The following is a 24,202-nucleotide window of genomic DNA, read 5'->3' on the forward strand; positions in this document are numbered from 1 at the left end:
TCCTAAATTACAGAAAAGTTTAAAACCATCCGGTAAGCTTTCAATATTTTCATGCTAACTTCCAATTCGCTATAACATTCCTCAGCCCGCTTTCTGGCAGCCCGTCCCATCTCCCTACTAAGCTCCGGATTTTCCAAAAGCCTCCGCAGAGATCGCCCCAAAGCAATATAATCCCCCGGCTCGATAAGAAAACCGGTTTGCTCCGGCTCAATTATTTCCCGGCACCCTCTAATATTGCTGGCAATACAAGGTAAACCCGTGGCTTGGGCCTCAATTAAGGAACGGGGTAAGCCTTCCCGATAAGAAGGCAAAACAAAAATATCTGAGATAGCCAATAAATCAGAAATATCTCTGCGCAATCCGAGAATTTCAACACGTTCCTTTAGTTTATATTGGTTGATTTTATCTAAAATAACCGGCAAATAACCTTCATCAGGCCCAACTACTAATGTTTTCCATGATAAATGACGTATAATATGCAAAGCGTCTACCAAATCGTTAAAGCCTTTCTCATGGTTAACACGGCCAATCATAATAATTACAGGCTCATCTTTTCGAATACCCAGGCTTAATCTAAGGGCATTTTTCTTAGCCGTAGTGGATTTTTCCGGGTGAAATTGAGTTAAGTCCACTCCGTTACCAATATGCACGGGTGCGGCCTTTCGGGGCCAAATAGACAGTTTTTGCGCAGTAAGAACATCTTCCTTACTCTGAAAAAGCATTACATCAGTCATTCTGGCTGCTATTTTTTCAATCCGTTCATACAACAGCTTTTTAAAAAAAGGCATATTTTCATGGAAAGGAAAACCATGTACTGTATGTACAATATTGGGGACACCAGTTAATTGAGCAGCAATTCTCCCAACCACTCCGGCCTTAGAGGTGTGAGTATGCACCAAATCCGGCTTCACATCCCGAAAATACCTTGATAGGCCTAAAATACTTTTTAAATCTTTAACCGGTCTGATATCCCGGTCAATATAAATTTCTTTTACTGCAAAGTCCATTTCACGCAAAAGTTCGGTTTCCGGAGAAGGACTAAAGACAAACCTTACCTCCAAACCAGCCTCTCTTTGTCTCAGACACTGGGTTAAAAGAGCCTTATAGGCCGTAATACCGATAGTCGCCACATGAATAATTAAAAGTGTTTTTTTGGGGGGCAGATTAATTAACAAGGGAACTCCCCCCAAACCAGGCAACGGTTTGACGCAGACCGGCTTCCAGACTCACCTCCGGTTGGTACCCAAGAATTGACTGTGCCTTTTCAATTGCTGCCAAAGAGTGTTTCACATCACCGGGACGCGAAGCAGCATACGCCGCTTCTGCCTTACTGCCGGTAATCTTTTTCAACAGATTGAGCAATTCATTGAGATTAATCTTAGTTCCGCGGGCAATATTAAAAACTTCCCCGGCAGCTCCTGAACCCCTGGCAGCTAAAAGGTTAGCTTTTACCACATCTGAAATATAGGTAAAGTCTCTGGACTGCTCTCCGTCTCCATATATATCAGGGGATTTTCCTTTTAGCAGAGCGGTTATAAATTTCGGTATAACCGCGGCATACTGAGACTCGGGGTTTTGCCGCGGTCCGAAAACATTAAAGTACCTTAATCCCACTGTTTCCAGGCCATACAAGTCATAAAATATTCGCCCGTAAACCTCTTTAGCCAATTTTGAGGCCGCATAGGGTGACATGGGTCTGGTCAGCATAGTTTCCTCCTTAGGCAGTTTCTCATTACTGCCGTAAACTGAGGAAGAGGATGCGTAAACCACTCTTTTAACTCCGCTGTCACGGGCTGCTAAAAAAACATTTAAGGTACCTTCGATATTAACTCTATTAGTTGTATAGGGATCCGCCACCGATCTGGGCACAGATGGCAGAGCGGCCTGATGAAAGACAATATCAACCCCCTTTACCGCCCTCCGCACATCATCCTCTCTACACAAATCGCCCACAATAAGATCAATATTTTTAATCACAGTCTCTATATTTTCGAACTTTCCGGTAGAAAAATTATCTAAGACCCGTACTTTATATCCTTCATTTATTAAAGTATGCACTAGATTTGAGCCGATAAAACCGGCGCCACCGGTTACCAGACATCTCAATTATAAAACCCCCCATGAATAATAGAATCATTATTGCTGGTTTGGATCTTGCCCACTATTTTTACAAGTTTCGTTAGTCTTTACAGACTGATACATTACTGCTTGGCTTGGGCTAATTGGATGCAAAATTATCTGCGGCACATTGCTTGCTTCTCCCGAATCATTTCTTAAAGAGGTCCTAAATAATGCCACTCCGAAAACTAAAACTAATCCTAATATCCCAGCCAGTAACACATTTAAATTGCGATTAGGCCAGATTGGGCTGGACGGCGGCGAAGCGGCATCAACAACTCGCAGGTTGTCAAAATTCAATATATCTGCGACCTTTTCCAGTAAAACCTTAGCCATTGAATTAGCCAACATGGCAGACATAGTCGGGTTAGAACTTTCCACTGAAATTTTTAAAAATTCCGTATCACCCAGCAATTCTACATTTACTTTTTGTCTTAAATCCTCTATAGACATTTTAAGCTCATTCTGCTTGATCACTTCTTCTAGTATAAGAGTGCTTCTTGCCAATTCCGCATAAGTCTTAACGATTTTTTGGTTTAGCGTAATTGTCCCTATACTTACTTCATATGGAACAGCAACTTCCGATTGCTTAAAAACCATCAGAGTTGTCGATGCCTTAAATACCGGAGACAACACAGTTGAACTAATAACCGCACTAATTATCATCGCCAGAATAGGAACTGCCAACAATGCTAATTTTATTTCTCCAAGTGCTTTTGCTACTTCTTTAGCCCTCACAAATTATACCTCCCAGAACATTACTTTACATTATATTCCTGTTTTCTAACACTTACGGTAAAAACTCTACGAGGTTTTTCGCTACCCATCCCGTTAAACCGGCATCAGTCTTTATCTTTACCCAATTTAAACCGACAGGAGCCTCTAAAATTATTAGAGTATCATTACCTTTAACTGTACCAATTACTTTGGCATCGTAGCTGGAATCTGCCCGAACAAATAGCTCGGAAGTTTTTACCCTAACCTTTTTTCCTGTCCCGGCAGTACCGGATTTGTTATCATCTTCATCTTTAGCGTTGTCTTTCTCTACGGCGTTGTCTTTCTCTACGGCTTTATCTTTCTCTACGGCTTTATCTTCCTCTTTCTGCTTTTCTGATTCATCCAGTATAACTTCTACGAAACTTTTTACTACCCAACCTGTTAAGCCGGTTCCCGTTTGTATTTTTAGCCAATCATGATTAGGAGGGACAGCTATAACTTTTAGAATCTCACCGCTTTTTACAGTTCCAACTACTTTAGCTTTAAAACTTTTGTCTGCCCAGATATAAAGCTCAGATGATTTTACCACCACTCTTTTCCCGATAAGGTTTACCTCTATTTTATTTTCCGCTGCCTTTAACTCCTTAAGATTAATCTGGGGTTTTTGGGGCTCATAAGCATACTTCGGCATAACCGTTGAAGGAAGATTCATTATGGTAATGACCACCCCAACAATAAGACAGCATGTAAAAAAAATCCATACCTTAGCCGAAGATTTTTTTAATTCTAATTGCATTACACTAATAAAACAGAAAAGACAAGTTAGTGAAATTAAAGCAATGATCATCCATGACCACATTTATAAACCGCTCCCTAGCAAAACATCCCCGGTTTAAAGAGGTGTTCTGTTCTATAAATAATTTTTAAACCTTCCAACCAGCAACCGATCTTACCAGACAGTAAAGTTTCCTCCAAAAATCGCAATACATATAAAACCTCCCTTACTAATTTTGTTTCTCGTTATTTTATGCCCGGCTCTTATTCGTTGTTACACCTAAAAAAGCGGGTATTGTTTTCACAATAAACCCGCAATAGCTTTAACAAGTTATTTTTTAGTGTTGCAATACTATAAATATGTCACCAGCTCTTATTTACACACATATAAATATTCTAGTTCCGCCTTATGTAATAGTTAAAAAGAAATCTGGAGGTGAATAGTTTTTAGCCATATAATATGAAATTGGGAGGTTATAAGTATATTGAAAATCAAAAAAACTAATCTGTTAGGCTTAGTTTTTTTAGCACTTATTGCATTGCTGCTAAGCGGCTGTAATAAGGAGGAAATTGACTTAACAGCCATGCAAAAAAAAGCTAAGGAGAAACCTATTGCGCACCCGGAATATTTAATCAGTGCGGAACAGTTAAAGAAAAAAATAGGTCAGGCGAATTTAACTATCATTGATGCCCGGGACAGGAATACATATCAACTGGCACATATACCCGGAGCAATTTGTTATAATATGAAGGCACTTTCTGATCCAAACCGCCGGGGTAGATTTACTTCTCCTAAGCTTTTATCTTTATCCATTCGGGAATTCGGAGTGAACATGACAGACCACATCGTAATCTACAGCGATAACTACTACCATGCCAGCTTATGGTTCTACCTGCATATGTATGGACTAGAAAATGTTCAGATCTTAAACGGTGGATTCGAACAGTGGAAGTCTAAAGGGTATGAAATCGCAGGCGGTCGAGAGAGAAAAGGTAATAAAGGACAATTCAAAATTACTGAAGCAAATCAAAAGGTTAAAGCAATTGCCGAAACCGGGGATATTGTAACAGCTATGGAAAACCCGAGCAGTAATATTATAATTGATACACGTTCACCTCAAGAGTACAGTGGCGGTCATATACCAGGTGCAGTAAATATAACATGGGATCAGCTTATAAACGAAGATAAGACCTTTAAAACAACTTCTGAATTAGATGAAATCTTCACCAAACAAGGAGTTACCCAGGACAAACAAATTATAACATATTCCAATAATTTCTATAGAGCCTCTTACATCTATTTCGCTCTGACTCAACTGCTCGGATACGAAAAAGTAAAAGTGTATGACGGTTTTTATCTATACTGGTCCAGGGAAAAACCTCTTTCATATGGAAGTAAATAAGGGAAAGGCTTAGCCTTTCCCTTATTTACTTTATATCCCATAAAATTTACATAATTTCCAACAATACAACTATAGCGGCATTATTATAGTATGCAAATATCATCCATATTTATTTTCAGGGCAGCGTAAGTTCTTATGACTGCTGAGAAAGTCGCTTAAAGCGACTTTCTCAGCCACTTAAAACTTTAATCAGCTTATTTAAATTAGCGGCAAGTGAATATTCATCCTCAACAGTTTTGCGCGCCAGTCGAGTCATATTTATATGCTCGGCCGGAAATGAAATTATCCGCTCAATTTTATCAACCCACTGGCGTGTGCTTTCGGCCCAATAACCATTCACACCATCATCAATAATGTCTTTATTGACTCCAACAGGAGAGGCAACTGCCGGAACACCCGCCGCCAAGTATTGCAGCAATTTTAAGCCGCATTTGCCACGGGACCAGGGGTCATCGGTCAGGGGCATAATCCCGATATCAAAAGAACAGATATATTCAACCTCGTTATCCAGAGACCATGTTAAATACTCCACTTCTATTCCAGAACAAGCATAATCTTTTCCGCCCACAATTCTTAAAACAACTTCGTGTTTTAAAGCTATTTCCTGCAAAGCAGGTTTTATCGAATAAAGATACGGTAAAGTGCTGGGTGTACCAATCCAGCCTATAACAAACGGCCCTGCCTTTTGTTCATTAAACTTCGGCACAGGATACTTAGTCATATCTATAGAAGTGGGAATCAGATGAACATTCTTATGATATTTACGGGCAAAATGGGCTAAATACTCATTACCAACCACAACATCGTCGCAAAGACCGATAATTCTTTGTACTCGCTCCGGATAGGATAACCTCTCTATCAAGGTTTTTTTTCGAACAGCAGATACGGTATAGATAGCATCGTCAAAATCAAAGATTACTCGCTTTCCCAGCCACTTTCCCAGTTTACACAGCAAAACCTCAGGAAACGGGTAAACATGAGGCAAAACCAGCTTTTGAATAAATATCACGTCATAGAAAGGTAATCTCAGCAGTGCTAAAATCCTGAACAGGGCTGATAAAGTAAAATAAATAATTTTGTGCAACCAACCGCCGGCAGGGGAGAATTTACTGTAAATAAAGGGAGTTAGGGCACTGTGACAAACCGCTTTAATATTATTATGTGCAAGGTAAGGAACAAACTGATAAACCCTGTACCTGGCTGAAGGCCCGTTAGAAGGTGTATTAGGCAAAAACAGTACGCGCATCCTTAACTCCCGAGAGCCAGGCCATACCATTTTTGACAATACTCCTGATATGCACTTAAGTTCACTGTCAACCCTCCAAAAATTAAACCATTACCTGTGAGTCATCGCCCACAAAGAGACGGATAGCCCGCCTCCGGGTGTCACCTTTATTAATAAGCGCATTGTAGCCAATCAAACTGTCTTCGATCCGATCAACATTATACAGATGGCAGTTTTCCAGGATTACCGAATGTTCAACCCCAACTTTCTCCAAAAAACTATTTTTCCCTACAGTAGTAAAAGGACCGATAAAGCAATCCTTGATCGTTACTCCTTCACCGATGCAAACCGGACCACGCAAAGTACTGTTAATAATTTTACTGTTTAGCCCAACCTCAACCCTCCCTACAATGCTGCTGTCACTGTCTATAAAGCCCTCGTTTACCTTACGCGTATATTCATCCAAAACCACACGGTTGGCTTCTAGAATGTCATCTTTTTTACCGGTATCCAGCCACCAACCCTCCAAGCGGCGGGCTTCAACCCGACCACCCCCGTCGATTAAATTTTGAATGGCGTCGGTGATTTCCAATTCCCCCCGCCAGGAAGGTTTAATCCTGTCAATAGCATCAAATATATCTGTTTTAAATAAATAAATGCCTATTAAAGCCAAGTTTGAGGGAGGGTCCTTAGGTTTTTCCACCAACCTGACAATTCGATCCTTCTCCCCCATTACGGCCACACCAAACTGCTGAGGGTTTTTAACTTCCTTAAGCTGAATAATTGCCTCAATTTTTGATGTTTCAAAGCCGGCTACCAGATGTCTGACACCACCCTGAATAAGATTATCGCCGAGAAACATTAAAAACGAATCTGTTCCCAGAAAATCACGGGCCGTTATTACCGCATGAGCCAAACCTAAAGGTTCCCTCTGTAAAATATAAGTAACATTAATTCCCCAACGATCTCCGCTGCCGACAGCCTCTTTCACCTTGTCTCCTGTTTCCGGAGAAATAATTATTCCGATATCGGTTATTCCCGCCCCGCATATTTCCTCAATGACAAAATAGAGAATCGGCTTGTTAGCTACCGGAATCAACTGTTTTGCCATAGTATGGGTAAGGGGCCTCAGGCGAGTACCTTTGCCGCCGGATAAAATAAGTGCTTTCACCGGCTCACCTCCCTGGAGTTATCCTGACAGACCGATGTCCAAACCCGAATGCTGTCCTCCACTTGTCGCGATAAGGAGAATTTTTCATGGATTATTTTTTGCCCCTGCACCGCCATATTTTTCCGCCACTGAGAGTCTAATATGGCTATAATCAATGCACGGCATAATTTTTCCGGGTCACCCGGTTCCACCAACAAACCATTGTGTCCGTCTTCAATAATTTCAGGTATACCTCCGACTCTGGAAGCTATAACGCATTTTCCGGCCGACATAGCCTCAAGTAAAGCATTGGGCATTCCCTCAGTATACGAAGGCAGTACAAATAAATCCAATTCATACAATACCTTTACAACATTATTTACCATGCCCAGTAATTCAACCTGCTCATTTAAACCAAGGCTATTTATTTTTTTCGTTAGTTCTTCTCTGAGCTTACCCTCTCCGGCAATTAAATACTTTATGGTTACCACGTCCCTCAACTCCGTTTTGACTTTAGCCAGAGCCTCGAGCATCACGTCATAGCCCTTTTCAGGTCGTAGGTTGGCTACCGTTCCCACAACAAAAATTTTTTTCGGCTCCGCTGCGGGGACACTATACTTGGGTATCCCGTTATAAATTACTTCAATTCTTGGTGATCTGTTTTTTTGTATTTCGAGCATTCTGCTTTTTCCTGCCAGGGAATTAGCTGTATAACAGCTAACCAGTCTTTTAGTTATTCTCTCCATTAGAGGTCTTATTCCAATAAAATGCCCCGCCCCAACAATTCCCACCACAACCTTTATCCTCAGAAGGCGAGCAGTAAAACGACAAATTATACTTGCTAAAAAACCATAAACTTGCACCACATCCGGTCTGGTTTTTCTTAAAATAAGGAAGAATCTTAAACACACCGCCAGAAAATTTAATTTCCCCGGCCATAAACCCAAAGTGTAGCAATCTACACCGGTACAGTAACACCGGTTAGCAACATATCCGCCACCATCCAGGACCACTACTCTAACTGATAAACCACGGCTCAGTAAATATGGTATCAGCCTGATGGTGTTTAACTCTCTTCCCCCCTTGCCGGAGGAAGAGAGAAAAATTAATACAGACAAATTATCCACTCCTTAGCTTGACACGGTCACGAATAATCTGCAGCCAATTATACTGTACTTGCCCCACCATACCGTGACTAATAAAGATAAAAAGCAAAGATAACACCTGAAATCGAACTCGATAAATCCCCCCCATATTTGATCCGCCCAGGGCATAAATTAAAGTAAAACTGGAGATAAGAATTATTAAAAACATGCATTCTCCATGCCTTGAGCACCACAGTCTTGAGACACCCCTCATGACATATAAATATAAGATATAAAGCATAAGCATTTCAGGGAGACTGATAATCTTTAAATATCCCCCCGACTGCCAGGGTAACGGGCCAAAAACAAAGTAGAACAAACCTTTGGGCAAGTATTTCATGGCCCCAATAGGAGAACTAAAGTCAACATCTTCAGCGTAAGATGAATCCCCTATAGCCCCCGCTTTATGCTGCTGCTCAATGGTTTCCAGGCTCTGGCTGGCCACATAATCTTTCCCTAAAAATCCATAGCCCATTTGCAGAAGTACAACACCTGCGACAAATAGAATCAACAGCGTGTATGAAATCCGTCTATCCCATCTGAAATTATTTCCTGATATTACAAACGTGAATGCCAAAACGATTCCCACTAAGATTCCCACATAAAAACGTAAAGCAACCAACGGCAGCAAAGCTATAGCTATAGCAATTAAATTACTGATTCTGAATTCCGAAATAATCTCCATAATCTTTTTGGTAATATAAGTAATACAGAAAACAATTATGCTCTCTTTAAGATTAAGTGCGGACCATACAATAAAGGAAGGGAAAAACGCCGCTAACGCAAAAGTAAATTTGGCCGCCTTTCTGCCGCTCAACCTTAAGGAGATAAAATAAAGATTAAGAGCTGCTCCGACACCGATAATGCTGTTAATCAACCGAACAACTGTGGGATGATAACCGGTAATATAAAAGATAAAGGCATTATAATAGTAATACCCGTAATTAAGTTTATGGATCACAACGTGACGGCCCTCATGCCAGGCTTCGGCAATTGACCCTCCCATCAACGCGTAAGTAATACCGTCGGCCCTCATAAACGGGTTATCAAAGGCCAGAGTGTAAACAATGAATACAATTCGCACCAAAAGGGCACTCAAAATCAATTTCCACATTACAGAACTTTCTTCTCTCGGAATCCGATACCCGTCAGCTAAAAAAAACACCACAGCGGCAAAAAGGATAACTACCGCAAAAATGACCATCTTGTCATATACTAAGAGACTGGCTATCACAGCCAGTGCCAAAAAAAGGATCGGCTCAAGAGCAGATCTTTCGGGATGTTTTTCCAATAAATCACCTTCCTATCATAAGCGAGAGCCTAAATCTTAATAATTTTTTCTCTACCCCTTATTACTTTTTTAGCGGCGTTGCGGGTATCAATAATCAATCTGGCAGCTTCTGCGATTTGTTGATAATCAATACAGGAATGATCAGTTACAATTACTACAAGATCATATCCTGCAATCTTTTCCCCGGTGAACTCAATACAATGCAAATAATCCCCTTTATCCGATAAGCAAATTTGCGGTATATAAGGATCATAATATTGGACAACCGCCTTTTTATCTTGCAGCTGCTTAATAATCTTTAGGGCTGGCGACTCCCGCACATCATTAATATCTTTCTTATATGCAACTCCTAAAATTAATATCTTGGACCCATTTAAACATTTACCATGATCGTTTAAAACGGTAATAATTTTCTGGATTACATATTCTAAGACCTGATTATTCAATTCGCCCGTCAACTCAACAAAACGTGGTTGAAATCCATAAGCTCTCGCTTTCCAGGCAAGGTAAAAGGGATCTACCGGAATGCAATGACCACCGACACCCGGCCCGGGATAAAAAACTTGAATTCCAAAAGGTTTTGTAGCGGCAGCATCCAGTATCTCCCAAATATCTAAGCCCATCCGGTCACACAAAAGCATAAACTCATTAACCAGGGCAATATTCACCGCCCTGTAGGTATTCTCAAAAATCTTAGTCATTTCGGCTGCATCAGGCGAACTAACCGGAACTACATTTGCCAGACTTTGCCGGTAAAATGTAACGGCAATATCAGTACAAATGGGAGTTACACCACCAACCACTTTGGCTACATTTACAGTAGTATATTTTTTATTCCCAGGATCAACTCTCTCTGGGGAAAAAGCTAAAAAATAATCTAACCCAACCTTAAGCCCGCTATCTTCCAGCATGGGTAACACTATTTCGTTTATTGTCCCCGGAAAAGTAGTACTTTCCAGGCTTATTAATTGACCGCGTCTAAGATTCCTTGCTATCTTACTTACTGCTGAATTAATATAAGAAAGATCAGGCTGGCGCATTTCGTTCAACGGAGTAGGCACACAAATTACCACTACATCAACAACTTGTGCTAACAAACTATAATCATCAATAACCTTAAATCTACCCGAATTAACTAACTCACCTAATGCCGCATCAGTTACATCTTGAATATAGCTTTTTCCTTCCTTTAGCATGTTGACGCGGGATGAATCAATTTCCACACCTATAACTTCAAAACCAATTTTAGCTTGTTCCACGGCCAGCGGTAACCCCACGTAACCCAAACCGATGATTGCAATACGGGCCTTCTTATTTAATAGTTTTTCAACCAGTTTTTCACTTATATATGGTCTTTGCTCGTTTTCTGACACTAAAGCTCACTTCCTTTTAACTGGTTTTTAAGGCCCACAACTTGAACTAAATACGATATTATGTTCTCTTTAGAATAAACAAATTGACCATCTTCAAGAGATACCAGCATTTTATTCAAAACATTAAAGTTACTTTTTAAAGACACTACCTTAAAAATTCGCTTATGTCCCGTAGATACTACCTGTTCCTGATCCGAATACAATCTTTCCGAAAATTTTTCCCCTGGACGAATACCGGTATACTCTATCGCAATATCCCTGTCAGGTTCATAACCGGATAGTCTAATTAAGTTCTTAGCGAGCTCAACAATAGATACCGGCTTACCCATATCTAAAATAAATACCTCCCCGCCATTGGCTAAAGATCCGGCCTGTATTACCAACTGTACTGCTTCAGGAATAGTCATAAAATAGCGCTCCATGGTTGGGTGAGTTACGGTTACCGGCCCACCGGAAGCAATCTGCTTTTTGAACAAAGGGATTACACTTCCCCTACTGCCAAGAACATTTCCAAAGCGTACCCCTACAAATTTTGTAGCGCTTTTTCCATTCATCCATTGGATAATCATTTCCGCAACCCTTTTTGTAGCGCCCATTATACTGCTAGGGTTTACTGCCTTATCGGTGGAAATTAGTACAAAAATCTCCGCCTTAACCATATGAGCAGCCTCGGCAATTGTTTTAGTACCAATAATGTTGTTTTTTACAGCCTCTTCAGGGTTTTTTTCCATTAGTGGTACATGTTTGTGAGCAGCAGCATGAAAAATCACTGCAGGTCTGTACTGACTAAAAATACTGCTGATTTGCGAGCTATCTCTAATATCTGCAATAACCGCAGCCAGAGCCAGAGTCGGATATTCTTCTTGCAACTCCCTTTCGATATCATAAATACTATTTTCACCATGCCCTAACAGTACAAGCAGCCTTGGTTTAAAAACAGCTAACTGGCGGCAGAGTTCCGAACCAATTGACCCACCTGCACCGGTAATTAATACCACCTTGCCTGTTAAATAACCGGCAATTTCTTCAGTATTTAAAGAAACCGGTTGGCGTCCAAGCAAATCTTCTACCACAATTTCCCTAATTTCGCTGATTTTAATTTTTCCGGTAATCAAATCATAAATTCCGGGCAAAATTTTTAATTGGGTCCTGGTTCGATGACAAATCTCCACAATTTGCCGCACAACCTCACCATGTACCGAGGGCATAGCGATAATAATCTGCTGTACTCCAGTCTCTTGTACAATAGCAGGTATCCTGTGCCGATTTCCCAAAACAGGCAAACCATAAAGATACAAATTCTGTTTCTTTACATCATCATCCACAAAACCCACTGGCTGCCAATCACTTTCCGTTCTTTGCCTTAAGACATCTGCTACGATCCCACCGGCTACTCCCGCACCTACTATTAACACTTTTTTTTTGTATTCGACCACATTTTTGTCCCTCTTTTCAAAAAACCTTAAGCAGCTGAATATTGGTAAAATGATTTATTATTTATGGTTTATACATAATATAGGTAAAACCCTCAAAAGGTTCTCTGACATTACTAAAAAATAAGAAAACCTACAGAAGTAACTGCAGGCCAATCATTTATTAAATAAAACAAGGTTGTAGTTTATATTCATTTCAAAAAAGAAGTGCAATTTATGTTTTTATTCTAGCTTAATCCTCTTATTTAATAACATTTTTTTTAACATATACCTCGTACTGATTTCTTCCATCATTTTTTATTAATTTCAGCTCAACCTGGGCTCCTTTTCGTAAATTTTTTTCCATAGTAAAAAGAATATCGTCAAATACTAAATATTCTTTCTTAGCATCTACTGTGGTTCCCAATTGTGTTAATTCGGACTTAACATCATAAGTTTCGCCGGTTGTACTTTTTAGTGAAGTTTTAGACTGGTTTTCTAATTTATCATTCTTGCCAGCAAAGAAATATGTAAAACATGAAATAAAATAAATTAAGGAAACTATGCTGAGCAAGATTATAGTTTTATTTTTTTCAAGCAATAAGCACACCTCCCTCCCTTACCATATGTTATTGTCTATAAATAAAAACGGTTCGTGAAAGTGTTTATAAATTTAAAGGTTAAGGCTTTTGTATATTTTTTCTTGTTACAGTTTCAAGTTTAACCGCATACAGTATAGAATTAGTGTTTCAAGATTTTAAGATATTTTAAGATATAAGAATACTTTAAACGGTGATAAAAAATGGTTAAACTTATTTTGACTTACTTCGGCTGCATAATAATGTCAGCAATATTTTGGAATACTATCTTGGGTTGCTACATGTATAAGCCCAGCGTAAAGACTCCGACAACAAGCACTGAAATAATCCATTATGAGCCTTTTGCCAAAATGGTAAACGAAAAAGAAGGATCCGGAAATTATATTATGGATAAAAACGGTTTTAACAATGACGAAATAATCAGAAATAACAAAAAATTTGTGCTTGTTCTTGGCGATTCACATACTGAGGCTGAACAAGTGAAAAGGGATGATAACTTTTGCAGTGTGGCTGAAAATAAGCTGGCATCGGCTTCAATTATTTATAATGCGGGAGTATCCGGCTTATCTATGGCTGACTATATAGGTTACGGACAAGTCTATATGGATTATTTTAATCCCAACAAAGTGATTATACAGGTAACATATGACGATTTTACTTCTAATGCCACTTTAAGGAGCAAAGATACTTTTATTGCTGCAGATGGACAGACCTATGCTATCATAAAGCGCGTTAATTATATGCAAAATTCCAGTTTTGATAATTTAAAGGAAAAGGTAAGATGTCCATTTGTATACAATCTATACTTTAGATTGAGTGATATTGTATCAGATTTTCTGCATCCCAAACTCAGACCCTTTCTCCCCAAATATGCAGTAGAAATATCTAGAAATATTGATTGCAGTTCACTAATAGATTGGCAAGTAAGTCAAATTAAACATATTTTTGGTGATAAGGCGGCTTTTTTATACCTTCCATCTACCCCCATGATAGGCCAACAGGGAACCGTTGAGTGGAGCGAATATGTGGAAAATGACACAAAGCTTAAAATAGTATCAGCGTGCAATAAATATGGTGTTGATTTTATTGATTTACAGACTTCCTTTAATATACTTTTTAAGAAAACACAGCATTTTCCCCGTGGATTTAACAATACAGATCCCAGCAGGGGTCACCTGAACAAATTCGGCCATTATGCAACGGGCGTAGAATTAGCAAATTACCTCAAGAGTAAGGGTTTCTAAATAAGAGGAGGAAATCAATGGTATTTTCCAGTATACAGTTCCTTATATTTTTTGCTTTTTTAATTCTGTTATTTATACTGCTAAAAGGAAAGCGTATTAAGAAAAATATTTTGCTGATAGCCAGTATATTTTTTTATGCTTATTGGGACATACGCTTCGTACCCTTACTACTGGGGATTGGAGTTTTTAATTACATCGTAGGTCATATTGTTGCGGATAACTCCGACAAAAAGAAAAATAGAAAGATTGCACTGGTTATAGGTGTAACAGTAAACCTTTTGGTGCTTGCATATTTCAAGTACACTAATTTCTTTATTGAAAATGCAAATGAAATTTTTTCGAGCTTAGGTTTTAACACTTCTACACTCAACATTATTCTTCCGCTTGGTATTTCCTTTTTTATATTCGAGTTAATTAGCTACCTTGCCGATGTCTATACTAATAAAATAAAGCATACTGACAGTTTTGTGGATTTTCTTACATTCGTCTTCTTCTTTCCCAGGCTGGCATCAGGACCAATTATAAGACCTGCGGATTTTCTTCCGCAGCTTAAGCAAGAGATAGTCATCAAAAAGCACAATATTGTCGTAGGTATACAACTGTTTACCATGGGGCTTTTCAAAAAACTGGTGCTTGCTGATCGAGTGGCAGTGTGTGCCGACGCTGTTTTTCATTCTCCACAGTTGTTTGACTCGCCTACAATATGGTGTGGTGTTATTGCCTATTCTATACAGATTTACTGCGATTTTTCCGGGTATTCTGATATGGCGCTAGGTGTTGCCAAAATAATGGGTTTTGATCTGCCTCGAAACTTCAATATGCCATATATCTCGCTGAATATTACAGAATTCTGGCGCAGGTGGCACATCTCACTTTCTGCATGGCTGCGCGACTATCTGTACATTACATTGGGAGGAAACCGAAAAGGTAGGATAAGACAAAATGTCAATATTATAATCACTATGCTGCTCGGCGGTTTCTGGCATGGTGCAAGCTGGACTTTTTTGGTGTGGGGTGGCTTGCATGGCGCTGCATTAATAGTACAAAAAGCTTTTAGCAAGTGGAACATTTTAAACAAATTACATATTAATCATTATATATCTAATTCTTTTTCGTGGCTTCTAACATACATTTTCGTATGCGTCTGCTGGGTGTTTTTTAGGGCAAGCACTTTTACTGACGCATTTATAATTATAAATAAAATGTTTGTCCCCTCTGACGGCATCAACTGGATATTTTCACCACTTTTCTATTTCGTGTTACCTGTAGTTATTGCTGCAACCATAATAAAGTGCATGAGTAAAAGGGAAGGCTATCTGACATTTAATCTGTCACAGCCGTTACCCGCTTTTGGCTTTGTATTTACTGTAATGGCAATTATCTTCTTTGATGCAAATAACACATCTCCTTTTATATATTTTCAATTTTGAATTCTCCATAATTTAGGAAAATTAATCACTGAAGATAGCAAAAAGTACAGCAAATCAATTAACATTTCTAATAGTGAAAATGTTCAATTTCCTGGCACGATTTCGATGCTCCTAAAATAGCTCTTGCTCTCAGGGAAATGCATTTGGTAACTCCAAAAAGCGGTGTCAATCCTTATCTATAATTTAGATATTTTGAAACGAGTTTAGTCGTTAAACCAACTTTCCTAAAACTTTTAAAATGATGACATATTACAACATATTTTTTAATATAGTCACGATATAATTATCTTAAAGCATATGTGAAACAAGCTTGATATTATTCAAATCAATTATGTGATGCTTATTCTTAAAAATTAGCAGGAGTCTTTCGCTGCAGTATCAATAAGATTTGTTTGTTTCTCCTTGTTAAGTGCTCTATTGGCCACTAATCAAAATACAACAAAAGAGCCTTTATTTTTTGCCTGAACAATATGCTAATTATGGTCATCTATGCAAAATATATATTAATACCAATATATTTGACTGACACATAAACACGAGCACATTTATTTAGTAATTTGAGCAGCGGGTCAAAACCGATAGGCACTTATTGACTGTTGCCCGATAAAAATCTCTTGTAACAATAAGGAGCATATCAATGGAAAAAAACAACCAAAATACTGCAAGCAAGGGAAGCAGAAACAAAATATCCGTCACCGAATTGTCTCTGCCCAAGGGGGGAGGCACCATTAAAGGAATCGGAGAAACTTTCCGGCCCGATCCTTTCTCCGGTACGGCAAGCCTTTCCATACCTGTTCAAATATCACCCTGCCGAGGCTTTGAACCTAAAATGAGTTTAGCTTACAACTCGGGCTCAGGCAATGGTATTTTCGGAATAGGTTTTTCCATTTCTGTTCCCGGTATATCCAGGAAAACCGAAAAAGGAATTCCGAAGTATGATGACACAGATGTTTTTCTTTTCTCCAACACCGAGGATCTTGTCCCTAAGATGGTTAAAGATGAAGAAGGAAACTGGCTCAAGAAAGAACGGTATGTGGAAGAGGACGGCGTTGGTTGGAAAGTACTTTCGTATATTCCCAGAATAGAGGGACTGTTTGCCGAAATCGAATACTGGAAGAGCAACTGCGACTCCTATTGGAAGGTAACCACCAGGGAAAATACCACCTCCGTCTACGGGAGAAACGAAAATGCAAGGATAACAGATCCTGACAACAACAGCCATGTTTTTAAATGGCTCATCGAAAAAACCTGCGATGCAAAAGGCAACAAAATTGAGTATTTATACAAACAGGAAGATAATGAAAATGTACCTAACGATATCTGCGAAAAAAACCGGACTTACACAGCCAACAAATATATCAGCAGCATCAGATACGGCAACTGTTTGGAAGAAAACGGCCAGGAAGAGTGGAATTTCGAAGTAGTTTTCGATTATGGACAATACGATATTTCAGAGCAATACTTGAGCCAACCCGACTGCAACCCTTACATTCCGATTAGAAAGTGGCCGGCAAGGCAGGATCCCTTCTCTTCTTACAGGAGCGGTTTTGAAATACGCACCTTACGCCTGTGCCAAAACATTCTGATGTTCCATCATTTTAAAAATGAGCTGGGAGAAGCACCCTGCCTGGTTAAGGCCACCCAACTGACATACGGGGAATCAGCACAACAATCGAAACTAATCATTAATAACCAGTCTACAAAAGTACTACAGATTTCTAAAGTTGAAGTAAGGGGTTTTAAAAGACAAGAAAACGGCAGTTATGAATTCAAATCCATGCCGCCGCTTGAGCTTTCCTATTCATATTTGAACCCGGAAGGCGGAAAATTCGATATTTTGCAGGTGGAGGACAGTATAGCGGCGCCTGTAAGTACAGGACAGGTGAGCTACAATTTTGTAGATCTTTACGGGGACGGCATACCGGGCCTTTTATATAGTGACGATAAGGCCGCACTGTACTGGAAGCCTAAAGGCAATGGTGCGTACGGGTATCCAGAACCGCCTTTAGAGTTTCCCATTGAGAAAGATCTCCAAAAAGCTGAATACACGCTGGTAAGCCTGGAGGGCAACGGTAAGCTTGACCTGGTGGTGGGTACCCCGCAAAGAGGCGGTTTTTATGAATGCAGCCCCGGCGGCGCATGGCAACCATACCGGGATTTCGAATATTACCCTTTGGACTTCACCAATCCCCGAAAAGAAATGCTTGATACGGACGGGGACGGGCTGGCAAATCTTTTAATTTACGAGGATAATACGGTCAAGCTTTATCCTTCATTGAAGAAAAAAGGCTACGGTATTCCCACCAGAACCGGCCTGTCAAAAGACTTTCCCATAACAAGCGGCCGGTATGCCGAAGAGGTATTGAGCTATGCCGACATGTTCGGCGATGGCATGTCCCACCGGGTAAGAATCAGGTGCGGCAGCGTCGAATGCTGGCCCAATCTTGGGTACGGGCGTTTTGGCAAAAAGGTTTTATTTGGCAACTCTCCGCGTTTTGAGGGTACCCTGGACGCTTCACGCCTGTTTTTTGCCGATTTGGACGGAACCGGCACGACAGATATTGCTTATACCTATTCGGATAGAATCGAGATTTTTTTAAACCAGGGCGGCAACAGTTTCAGCCACCCCATATCCATACCCCTGCCTGAGGGATACAGCAACGCGGACCATATCAGCTTTGCGGACGTGAAAGGCAGTGGTTCGGCCTGCCTGATTTTTACCAAGACAGGTGTCGGCGCCAAGCATTACTATTACAATTTTTCCGAAGGGACAAAGCCATATATTCTGACCGGAATTGACAACAACCTCGGAGCTTTAACTCGCATAAACTATGCCAGCTCGGTCAAGTACTACCTGGAAGACAATATATCGGGCCGTCCCTGGAAAACCAAACTACCTTTTCCCGTCCAGGTAGTGGAAAAGGTAGAAAGTATAGATCAAATTTCAGGATCAAAACTGACCGCCGGGTATAAGTACCATGACGGCTTCTACGACTCTGTGGAAAGAGAATTCAGAGGTTTTGGCTTTGTTGAAGAAACGGATACCGAAGACTTCAAGATTTACTCAAAACCCGGCCTGCTTGAGAATATTGCTTTCCATGCCACAGCTGAAGAGCTCCATGCTCCTCCTGTTTACACTAAAAGATGGTATCATACGGGAGCCTGTCTTGAAGCAGGGGTACTGTCAAAACAGAGCGAGCAAGAATATTATCGGCAGGATAAAAAGGCTTTTTCTATTCCCGACAGCAGCTTTGACGGCGTCATCCTGCAGGACAGCGCCGAAACAGTTAGGCTTGCTTACAGAGCACTTAAGGGCAGGGTTATCCGCGAAGAGGTATACGCTCTCGATAATATGCCGGGATTGACGGACAATCCCTATGCCGTAACCGAAACCTCTTTTCATGTCAGGGAAATGCAGCCCGCAACCAGTGATCAGGAAGCTGTATTTTTCGTTTATCAAAAGGAAACGGTGAGCTTTAACTATGAGCGTAATCCCACCGACCCGCAGGTGCAGCAAGAATTGTGTCTTGAGGTAGATGACTATGGCAATACAAAAAAGTCCTGTCGCATATTTTACCCCAGGCGTCCCACGGTCAGTGGCATCACAACCCCGATAATTTACCCTGAACAAACCCGTATCCGGGCAACTTTGGATATAAAATCCTTTATTAACATCAGCAAGGATTTTCTGCTATTGGGAATCCCCTGTGACAGCAAAACTTATGAAATAAACGGATTGGATCTGCAGGGACAGGCATGTTTCAGCTCCGCGCAAGTAAATGACCAGGTTAAACAGTCGCTGGAAAACCAAATCCGCAACGACGAGAAGTTTTCTGCAGGAATAATCCAAGCTCGGCTGCTTTCCTGGGAAAGGAATTATTTCTGGAATGAAGCCCAAAATGCTCCTCTCCCACTTGGCGAAATTACAGAAAAGGCACTGCCGCATCACTCCGAAAAAGCGGTTTTTACCCAGGAGACGGCAAATTCATTGCTTAACGGTAAGGCAGTCCCCGGTCTTATGGAAACAGATGGGGGATATGTGCTTCAAGAGGGATACTGGTGGAACAGAGGACTTACACAGCATTTTTTTAAAGAAACCGATAACAGCTTTTTTCTGCCATGGAAAACTGAAAATTCTTATGCCCCCCCTGCTTCGTCCCTGTATGCCCAGACTGTTTATGAATATGACCGGTACTTCCTGGCACCTGTTAAAATGACAAAATTCCTTACCGGTGAAACAGCAAACGTTTCCAGTGCTCTGATTGACTATACCGTACTGGCAAGCAAACAAATTACAGACACCAACGATAACGTCTCACAAGTTCTTTTTGATCCGCTGGGCATGGTTACCGTCACCTCTGTTTTTGGCACTGCCGGAGGCAAACCGGAAGGAGACTGCGATCTAAAAGACTACCGTGCAATACCCGGTGAGAATACGACATTTGACGATGTGCTTGTTAATCCCGGAAAATACCTGCAATCGGCTACAACCTACTTCTATTATGATCTATTTACCTGGAAAAACAAGGGTGAGCCGGCATGTTCTATAAAACTGCTCAGAGAGACCCACACCAGTGCCATACCCGCCGGAGAAGAAAGCCGCATGCAAATTCAGATAGACTACAGCGACGGGTTTGGCCGGGAAATTGAAAAGAAGTTAAAAACCGACCCAGGTGAAGCCGTTTTAAGAGATAAGGACGGAAAACCGGTTTTGAATGCATCAGACCAAATTACACAGGGTTTGGTCCAAGACCGCTGGATAGTATCGGGCAGAACCGTTTACAACAACAAGGGCAAACCTGTAAAACAGTATATTCCCTATTTTTCCCCTACACCGAATTACGAACTGCAAAAGGATATGGATTCTGTTTTACCCAATCCAACGGAACTATATTACGATCCTATGCTCCGACCGGTCAAAACTGTAAATCCCAAAGGCTTTTTCACAAAGATAGAATTCACGCCCTGGGAAGAAAAACATTTTGATGAAAATGACACAGTACGTGACAGCACATACTATAAAAGTTTCAAGGCTACTTATCCACCAGACCCGGCTCCGGAACAAAAAGACGAAAACGATGCTCTGGATAAGGCTTCTCGTTTTTACAATACACCGGAAATAAAGGTTTTGGATAATGCAGGCCATACCTTCCTGGAAATACGCAACAACCTGGGGGAGATAACCAGGGATACTTTTAGCGATATTATTAAAAATTCGACAGTAGAACCGGAAGAGTTATGGAACGAGCTTAAGTCAAAAGGATATATTGAAAGTGACACGATTTCGACAAACGGTTGGGTCCCGGACAAATTTCAGCCGTATGAAAGAAATTTCCTGCTGCAATTAACTGACAGATACAAACAGTACGAAGATAAGATCATAAGCATATTGAAGGAAAACTGCCTGGTTACCTATCATGAACTGGATATTGAAGGCAATGTTCTTTTCTCCGCAGATCCACGCCTTTATTATTCCAATATAAAGAATAATACCAGTTATTACAACTTTAAATATGTGTACGATATGCAAAAAAATCTTATCTCGATAAACAGCCCCGACGCCGGTCTGAAGCTTAATTTTAAAAATATTTTCGGCAATACAGTTCATACCTGGGACAGCCGCGGTTTCCATACAACAACTCTGTACGACTGCTTTCAGCGGCCTGTTCAGATTAATGTTGAAGGCGAAGACGGTCGTGGTCTTGTCCTAAATCAAACAGTTGAAAAGTTCATCTATGGAGAATTATACGACGGCAATAAAGAAGCTTCACAAGACAAAAATTTGCGGGGACAGGTCTATAAGCACTTCGATCAGGCCGGTGTTATAACATACGACCTTTATAACATAAAAGGCAAAGCGGCACAAACCGCCAGACAATTCCTGTCTGATTACAAAAATGAGGCTAACTGGAATAACAACAATCAGGCCCTGCAATATGAAGCATTCAGCACCGGCTACACTTATGATGCTCTAAACAGGGTTTGCTCGGAAACAGTACCCGGTGCCGGCATTTATACTCATGAATACAACCAGGCGGGTCTGCTCTGGAAGACTGCGATAACCTTCCCGGACGGCAGCAAGCAGGTGGTTGTTGAAGATATTCAATACAACGCCAACAGCCAGCGCCTCAATATTGCCTATGGAAACGGCATAACAACCCAGTATTACTATGATGATCCAACCCTGCGTTTAACCGGCATTATATCAACAGGGCCGGACAACAATAATGCAATGGATACCAAGGGACGCAAGCTTCAAGACATTGTCTATGCCTATGATCCGGCCGGCAATGTAACCAGGATAAGGGACAACTCTTACCGGACTGTATTCTGCAGCCAGCAAATAATAGAACCCTTGAGCGATTATTCATACAACGCTTTGTACCAGCTTGTCAGTGCCACAGGCCGCCAGCATCCCGGCATTCTGGCCGACACCCACAGGTACGGGTTCAAGCAAAGCATATTCAGGCCAATTAACCCGCCCAACCTCAATGACGGGAACAACTTGGAAAACTACCGTGAGAACTATAATTACGACGAAGCCGGAAATCTGACGACCATAAGACACATTTCGGCATCGGCGTCATGGACAAGGCAGATTGACATTTCAGCCGACTCCAACCGCACCGTCCAAATTACTTCGTTCAACGGCACAAAGGATTTTTGTAAAACTATATACGACAACTGCGGAAATATGCAAAACCTTGAAAACCTGGCAGATATAAAATGGAGCTATAGGAATAACATATCCCGTGTCGATGTTATTTTGAGAGAAAACAACAGCTCCGACAGCGACTATTTCGTCTACGACAGCGGTGGACAGCGTGTCAGAAAGGTGACAGAACGCAAATGCAGCGACTCCCTCACAGAAATAGAAGAGAAGATTTATCTGGGCAGCCTGGAAATAAAACGTATAAAAAAGAAATCTGAAAGCTCGGAAACGGTAATCCTGGACAGGCAGTCCCTTCATGTCATGGACGGTAAAAGCCGCATTGCCATAACCGACATCTGGCTTAAAGACGATTTTAACCGGGAAATCGGGAAGATTATGGAACGCAAGTTCCGCTTCCAGTTGAACAACCACCTGGGTTCATCCTGCCTGGAGGCGGACGATCAGGCAAATATTATAAGCTATGAGGAATACCTTCCTTACGGCGGTACATCATTTACAGCCGGAAGAGATAAAAGCGAAGTCAAGCTCAAGGAATACCGCTACTGCGGCAAGGAACGAGACGATTTCACAGGTCTTTATTACTACGGCGCCCGCTATTATCCGCCGTGGCTGGGCCGGTGGATAAACCCAGACCCTGCCGGCACTGCCGACGGGCTTAACCTGTACGCCTTCGTAAAGGGCAATCCTATCAAGTTTATAGACCCAAACGGGAAGGAAGGCAGTCCCTGGTTAAGTTTGCTCTACGGCGGGCTGACAACTCTTGCTGTAGGATTGATTGGCGGGGCCGCCGTAGGGACAGGGAATTATTCCTCCCCGGTTGTAGGCGCTCTGGCCGGCTTAGCCGGTATGTATTTCAACAAAGATAAAAGCCGTTTAGGTGCTCTGGCAATGGCCGGAGCAGGTATGGTAGGTTCAATCATTGGCGGAATAATCGGCCGGCAGGAGATGTCCCGGGCAAAAGACAAAAACCAGCCTTCTACATCTGTTGCCAGAACAGGACTGATAACTTCCGGTTTAACAGGTGCAATCAGTTCCCTGGCCACACTGTCTGCCACCAAACAGTTCAGCTGGCATAATGCCGTAGTTGGAGCTGTCGCTGGTTTCGGAGGAGGAGTCCTGGCTTCGGGTGCCCATTTCGGCCTTTTTCAACTTGGAGACGCAGACCTGCCGACTATGCCTGTAAAAGCAAAATTAACGGACCTGAACATCAGCCTTACGCAGCATCACAGCCGGCATTATCTGGAACTTAATCCGAAAGAAATAGAAACCAATCCTCCCAAAAGCTATTTTGAAGTCACTGATGATAAAACTAAGAAAACCGTATTGTGTGATCTGGTGATGGTGCACGGATACCCGCGTTACGTATTCCCAGAGGCAAAAGGCGGAAAATACAACCAGTTTATAACTAAAGAGGACCTTGCCGATCTCTTGCATGATCAGGGGTTCCCGCACAAAGACGGCATGAATAATGTACCCATTAAACTTGTCAGCTGTTTCGGCGGATTTTATGAAGGGTTGTTCAGCACCGCACAAACAGTAGCCAATAAGCTGAAGACCGATGTTTACGCATCCCGCTGGCCGGTCAGTGTTGACGAAAAAGGAGTATGGGTAAAATTTACACCCAGTTAATATTTGTTAGTTAATAAAT

15 protein-coding genes are annotated in these 24,202 nt (G+C 41.2%); 4 read left to right on the forward strand and 11 right to left on the reverse strand.

The window, feature by feature from the left end; all coding sequences use genetic code 11:
- Positions 1 to 2: 2 nt before the first annotated feature.
- The 4 genes from DTOX_RS13850 to DTOX_RS13865 are packed head-to-tail and all read right to left on the reverse strand — an operon-like array spanning position 3 to position 3,547.
- Positions 3 to 1,175: a glycosyltransferase family 4 protein gene (locus DTOX_RS13850; RefSeq protein WP_015758312.1), complete on the reverse strand. Its 1,173-nt coding sequence runs from the start codon at positions 1,173 to 1,175 to the stop codon at positions 3 to 5.
- Positions 1,165 to 2,106: an SDR family oxidoreductase gene (locus tag DTOX_RS13855; RefSeq protein ID WP_015758313.1), complete on the reverse strand. Its 942-nt coding sequence runs from the start codon at positions 2,104 to 2,106 to the stop codon at positions 1,165 to 1,167. Before DTOX_RS13855 ends, DTOX_RS13850 begins: the two co-directional genes overlap by 11 nt.
- A gap of 30 nt (positions 2,107 to 2,136) precedes the next feature.
- The gene (locus DTOX_RS13860; RefSeq protein WP_015758314.1) at positions 2,137 to 2,856 is read right to left on the reverse strand and encodes a YveK family protein; all 720 of its coding nucleotides are present in this window, start codon (positions 2,854 to 2,856) and stop codon (positions 2,137 to 2,139) included.
- Between the two features lie 52 nt (positions 2,857 to 2,908).
- Positions 2,909 to 3,547 carry an SH3 domain-containing protein gene (locus DTOX_RS13865; protein WP_162013539.1) on the reverse strand — a complete coding sequence of 213 codons (639 nt, stop codon included), beginning with the start codon at positions 3,545 to 3,547 and terminating at the stop codon, positions 2,909 to 2,911.
- A gap of 547 nt (positions 3,548 to 4,094) precedes the next feature.
- On the opposite strand from DTOX_RS13865, the gene DTOX_RS13870 reads away from it, so the two are divergent.
- On the forward strand, positions 4,095 to 5,012 hold the full coding sequence (locus DTOX_RS13870; protein ID WP_015758316.1) for a sulfurtransferase: 918 nt from the start codon (positions 4,095 to 4,097) through the stop codon (positions 5,010 to 5,012).
- Positions 5,013 to 5,181: 169 nt separating this feature from the next.
- Here DTOX_RS13870 and DTOX_RS13875 read toward each other — a convergent pair whose 3' ends face one another.
- From DTOX_RS13875 to DTOX_RS13905, 7 genes are all read right to left on the reverse strand, one after another.
- Entirely contained in the window at positions 5,182 to 6,258 is a 1,077-nt protein-coding gene (locus tag DTOX_RS13875; RefSeq protein ID WP_157862965.1) for a glycosyltransferase family 4 protein, read from the reverse strand.
- An 82-nt stretch (positions 6,259 to 6,340) separates the two neighbouring features.
- Positions 6,341 to 7,408 (reverse strand): glucose-1-phosphate thymidylyltransferase, encoded by a 1,068-nt coding sequence (locus DTOX_RS13880; RefSeq protein WP_015758318.1) that lies wholly within the window; start codon positions 7,406 to 7,408, stop codon positions 6,341 to 6,343.
- On the reverse strand, positions 7,405 to 8,505 hold the full coding sequence (locus tag DTOX_RS13885; RefSeq protein ID WP_015758319.1) for a glycosyltransferase family 4 protein: 1,101 nt from the start codon (positions 8,503 to 8,505) through the stop codon (positions 7,405 to 7,407). Before DTOX_RS13885 ends, DTOX_RS13880 begins: the two co-directional genes overlap by 4 nt.
- A gap of 1 nt (position 8,506) precedes the next feature.
- Positions 8,507 to 9,823 (reverse strand): hypothetical protein, encoded by a 1,317-nt coding sequence (locus DTOX_RS13890; protein WP_015758320.1) that lies wholly within the window; start codon positions 9,821 to 9,823, stop codon positions 8,507 to 8,509.
- Positions 9,824 to 9,852: 29 nt separating this feature from the next.
- Positions 9,853 to 11,196 (reverse strand): nucleotide sugar dehydrogenase, encoded by a 1,344-nt coding sequence (locus tag DTOX_RS13895; protein WP_015758321.1) that lies wholly within the window; start codon positions 11,194 to 11,196, stop codon positions 9,853 to 9,855.
- Entirely contained in the window at positions 11,196 to 12,632 is a 1,437-nt protein-coding gene (locus DTOX_RS13900; protein ID WP_015758322.1) for a polysaccharide biosynthesis protein, read from the reverse strand. The genes DTOX_RS13895 and DTOX_RS13900 overlap by 1 nt, the downstream gene beginning before the upstream one ends.
- A gap of 238 nt (positions 12,633 to 12,870) precedes the next feature.
- Positions 12,871 to 13,209 carry a hypothetical protein gene (locus tag DTOX_RS13905; RefSeq protein ID WP_015758323.1) on the reverse strand — a complete coding sequence of 113 codons (339 nt, stop codon included), beginning with the start codon at positions 13,207 to 13,209 and terminating at the stop codon, positions 12,871 to 12,873.
- 240 nt (positions 13,210 to 13,449) lie between these two features.
- Here DTOX_RS13905 and DTOX_RS13910 point away from each other — a divergent pair, with 240 nt between their 5' ends.
- The 3 genes from DTOX_RS13910 to DTOX_RS13920 all read left to right on the forward strand — a co-directional run bounded on the left by DTOX_RS13910 (position 13,450) and on the right by DTOX_RS13920 (position 24,183).
- On the forward strand, positions 13,450 to 14,451 hold the full coding sequence (locus tag DTOX_RS13910) for an SGNH/GDSL hydrolase family protein (protein ID WP_162013540.1): 1,002 nt from the start codon (positions 13,450 to 13,452) through the stop codon (positions 14,449 to 14,451).
- 17 nt (positions 14,452 to 14,468) lie between these two features.
- Positions 14,469 to 15,881, forward strand: coding sequence for an MBOAT family O-acyltransferase (locus DTOX_RS13915; protein WP_015758325.1), 1,413 nt, complete (start codon positions 14,469 to 14,471; stop codon positions 15,879 to 15,881).
- Positions 15,882 to 16,518: 637 nt separating this feature from the next.
- Complete coding sequence (locus DTOX_RS13920; RefSeq protein ID WP_015758326.1) at positions 16,519 to 24,183, forward strand: SpvB/TcaC N-terminal domain-containing protein; 7,665 nt, start codon at positions 16,519 to 16,521, stop codon at positions 24,181 to 24,183.
- Positions 24,184 to 24,202: the final 19 nt, after the last annotated feature.

Source organism: Desulfofarcimen acetoxidans DSM 771 (assembly GCF_000024205.1).
In the GTDB taxonomy this organism is placed as follows: Bacteria; Bacillota; Desulfotomaculia; order Desulfotomaculales; family Desulfofarciminaceae; genus Desulfofarcimen; species Desulfofarcimen acetoxidans.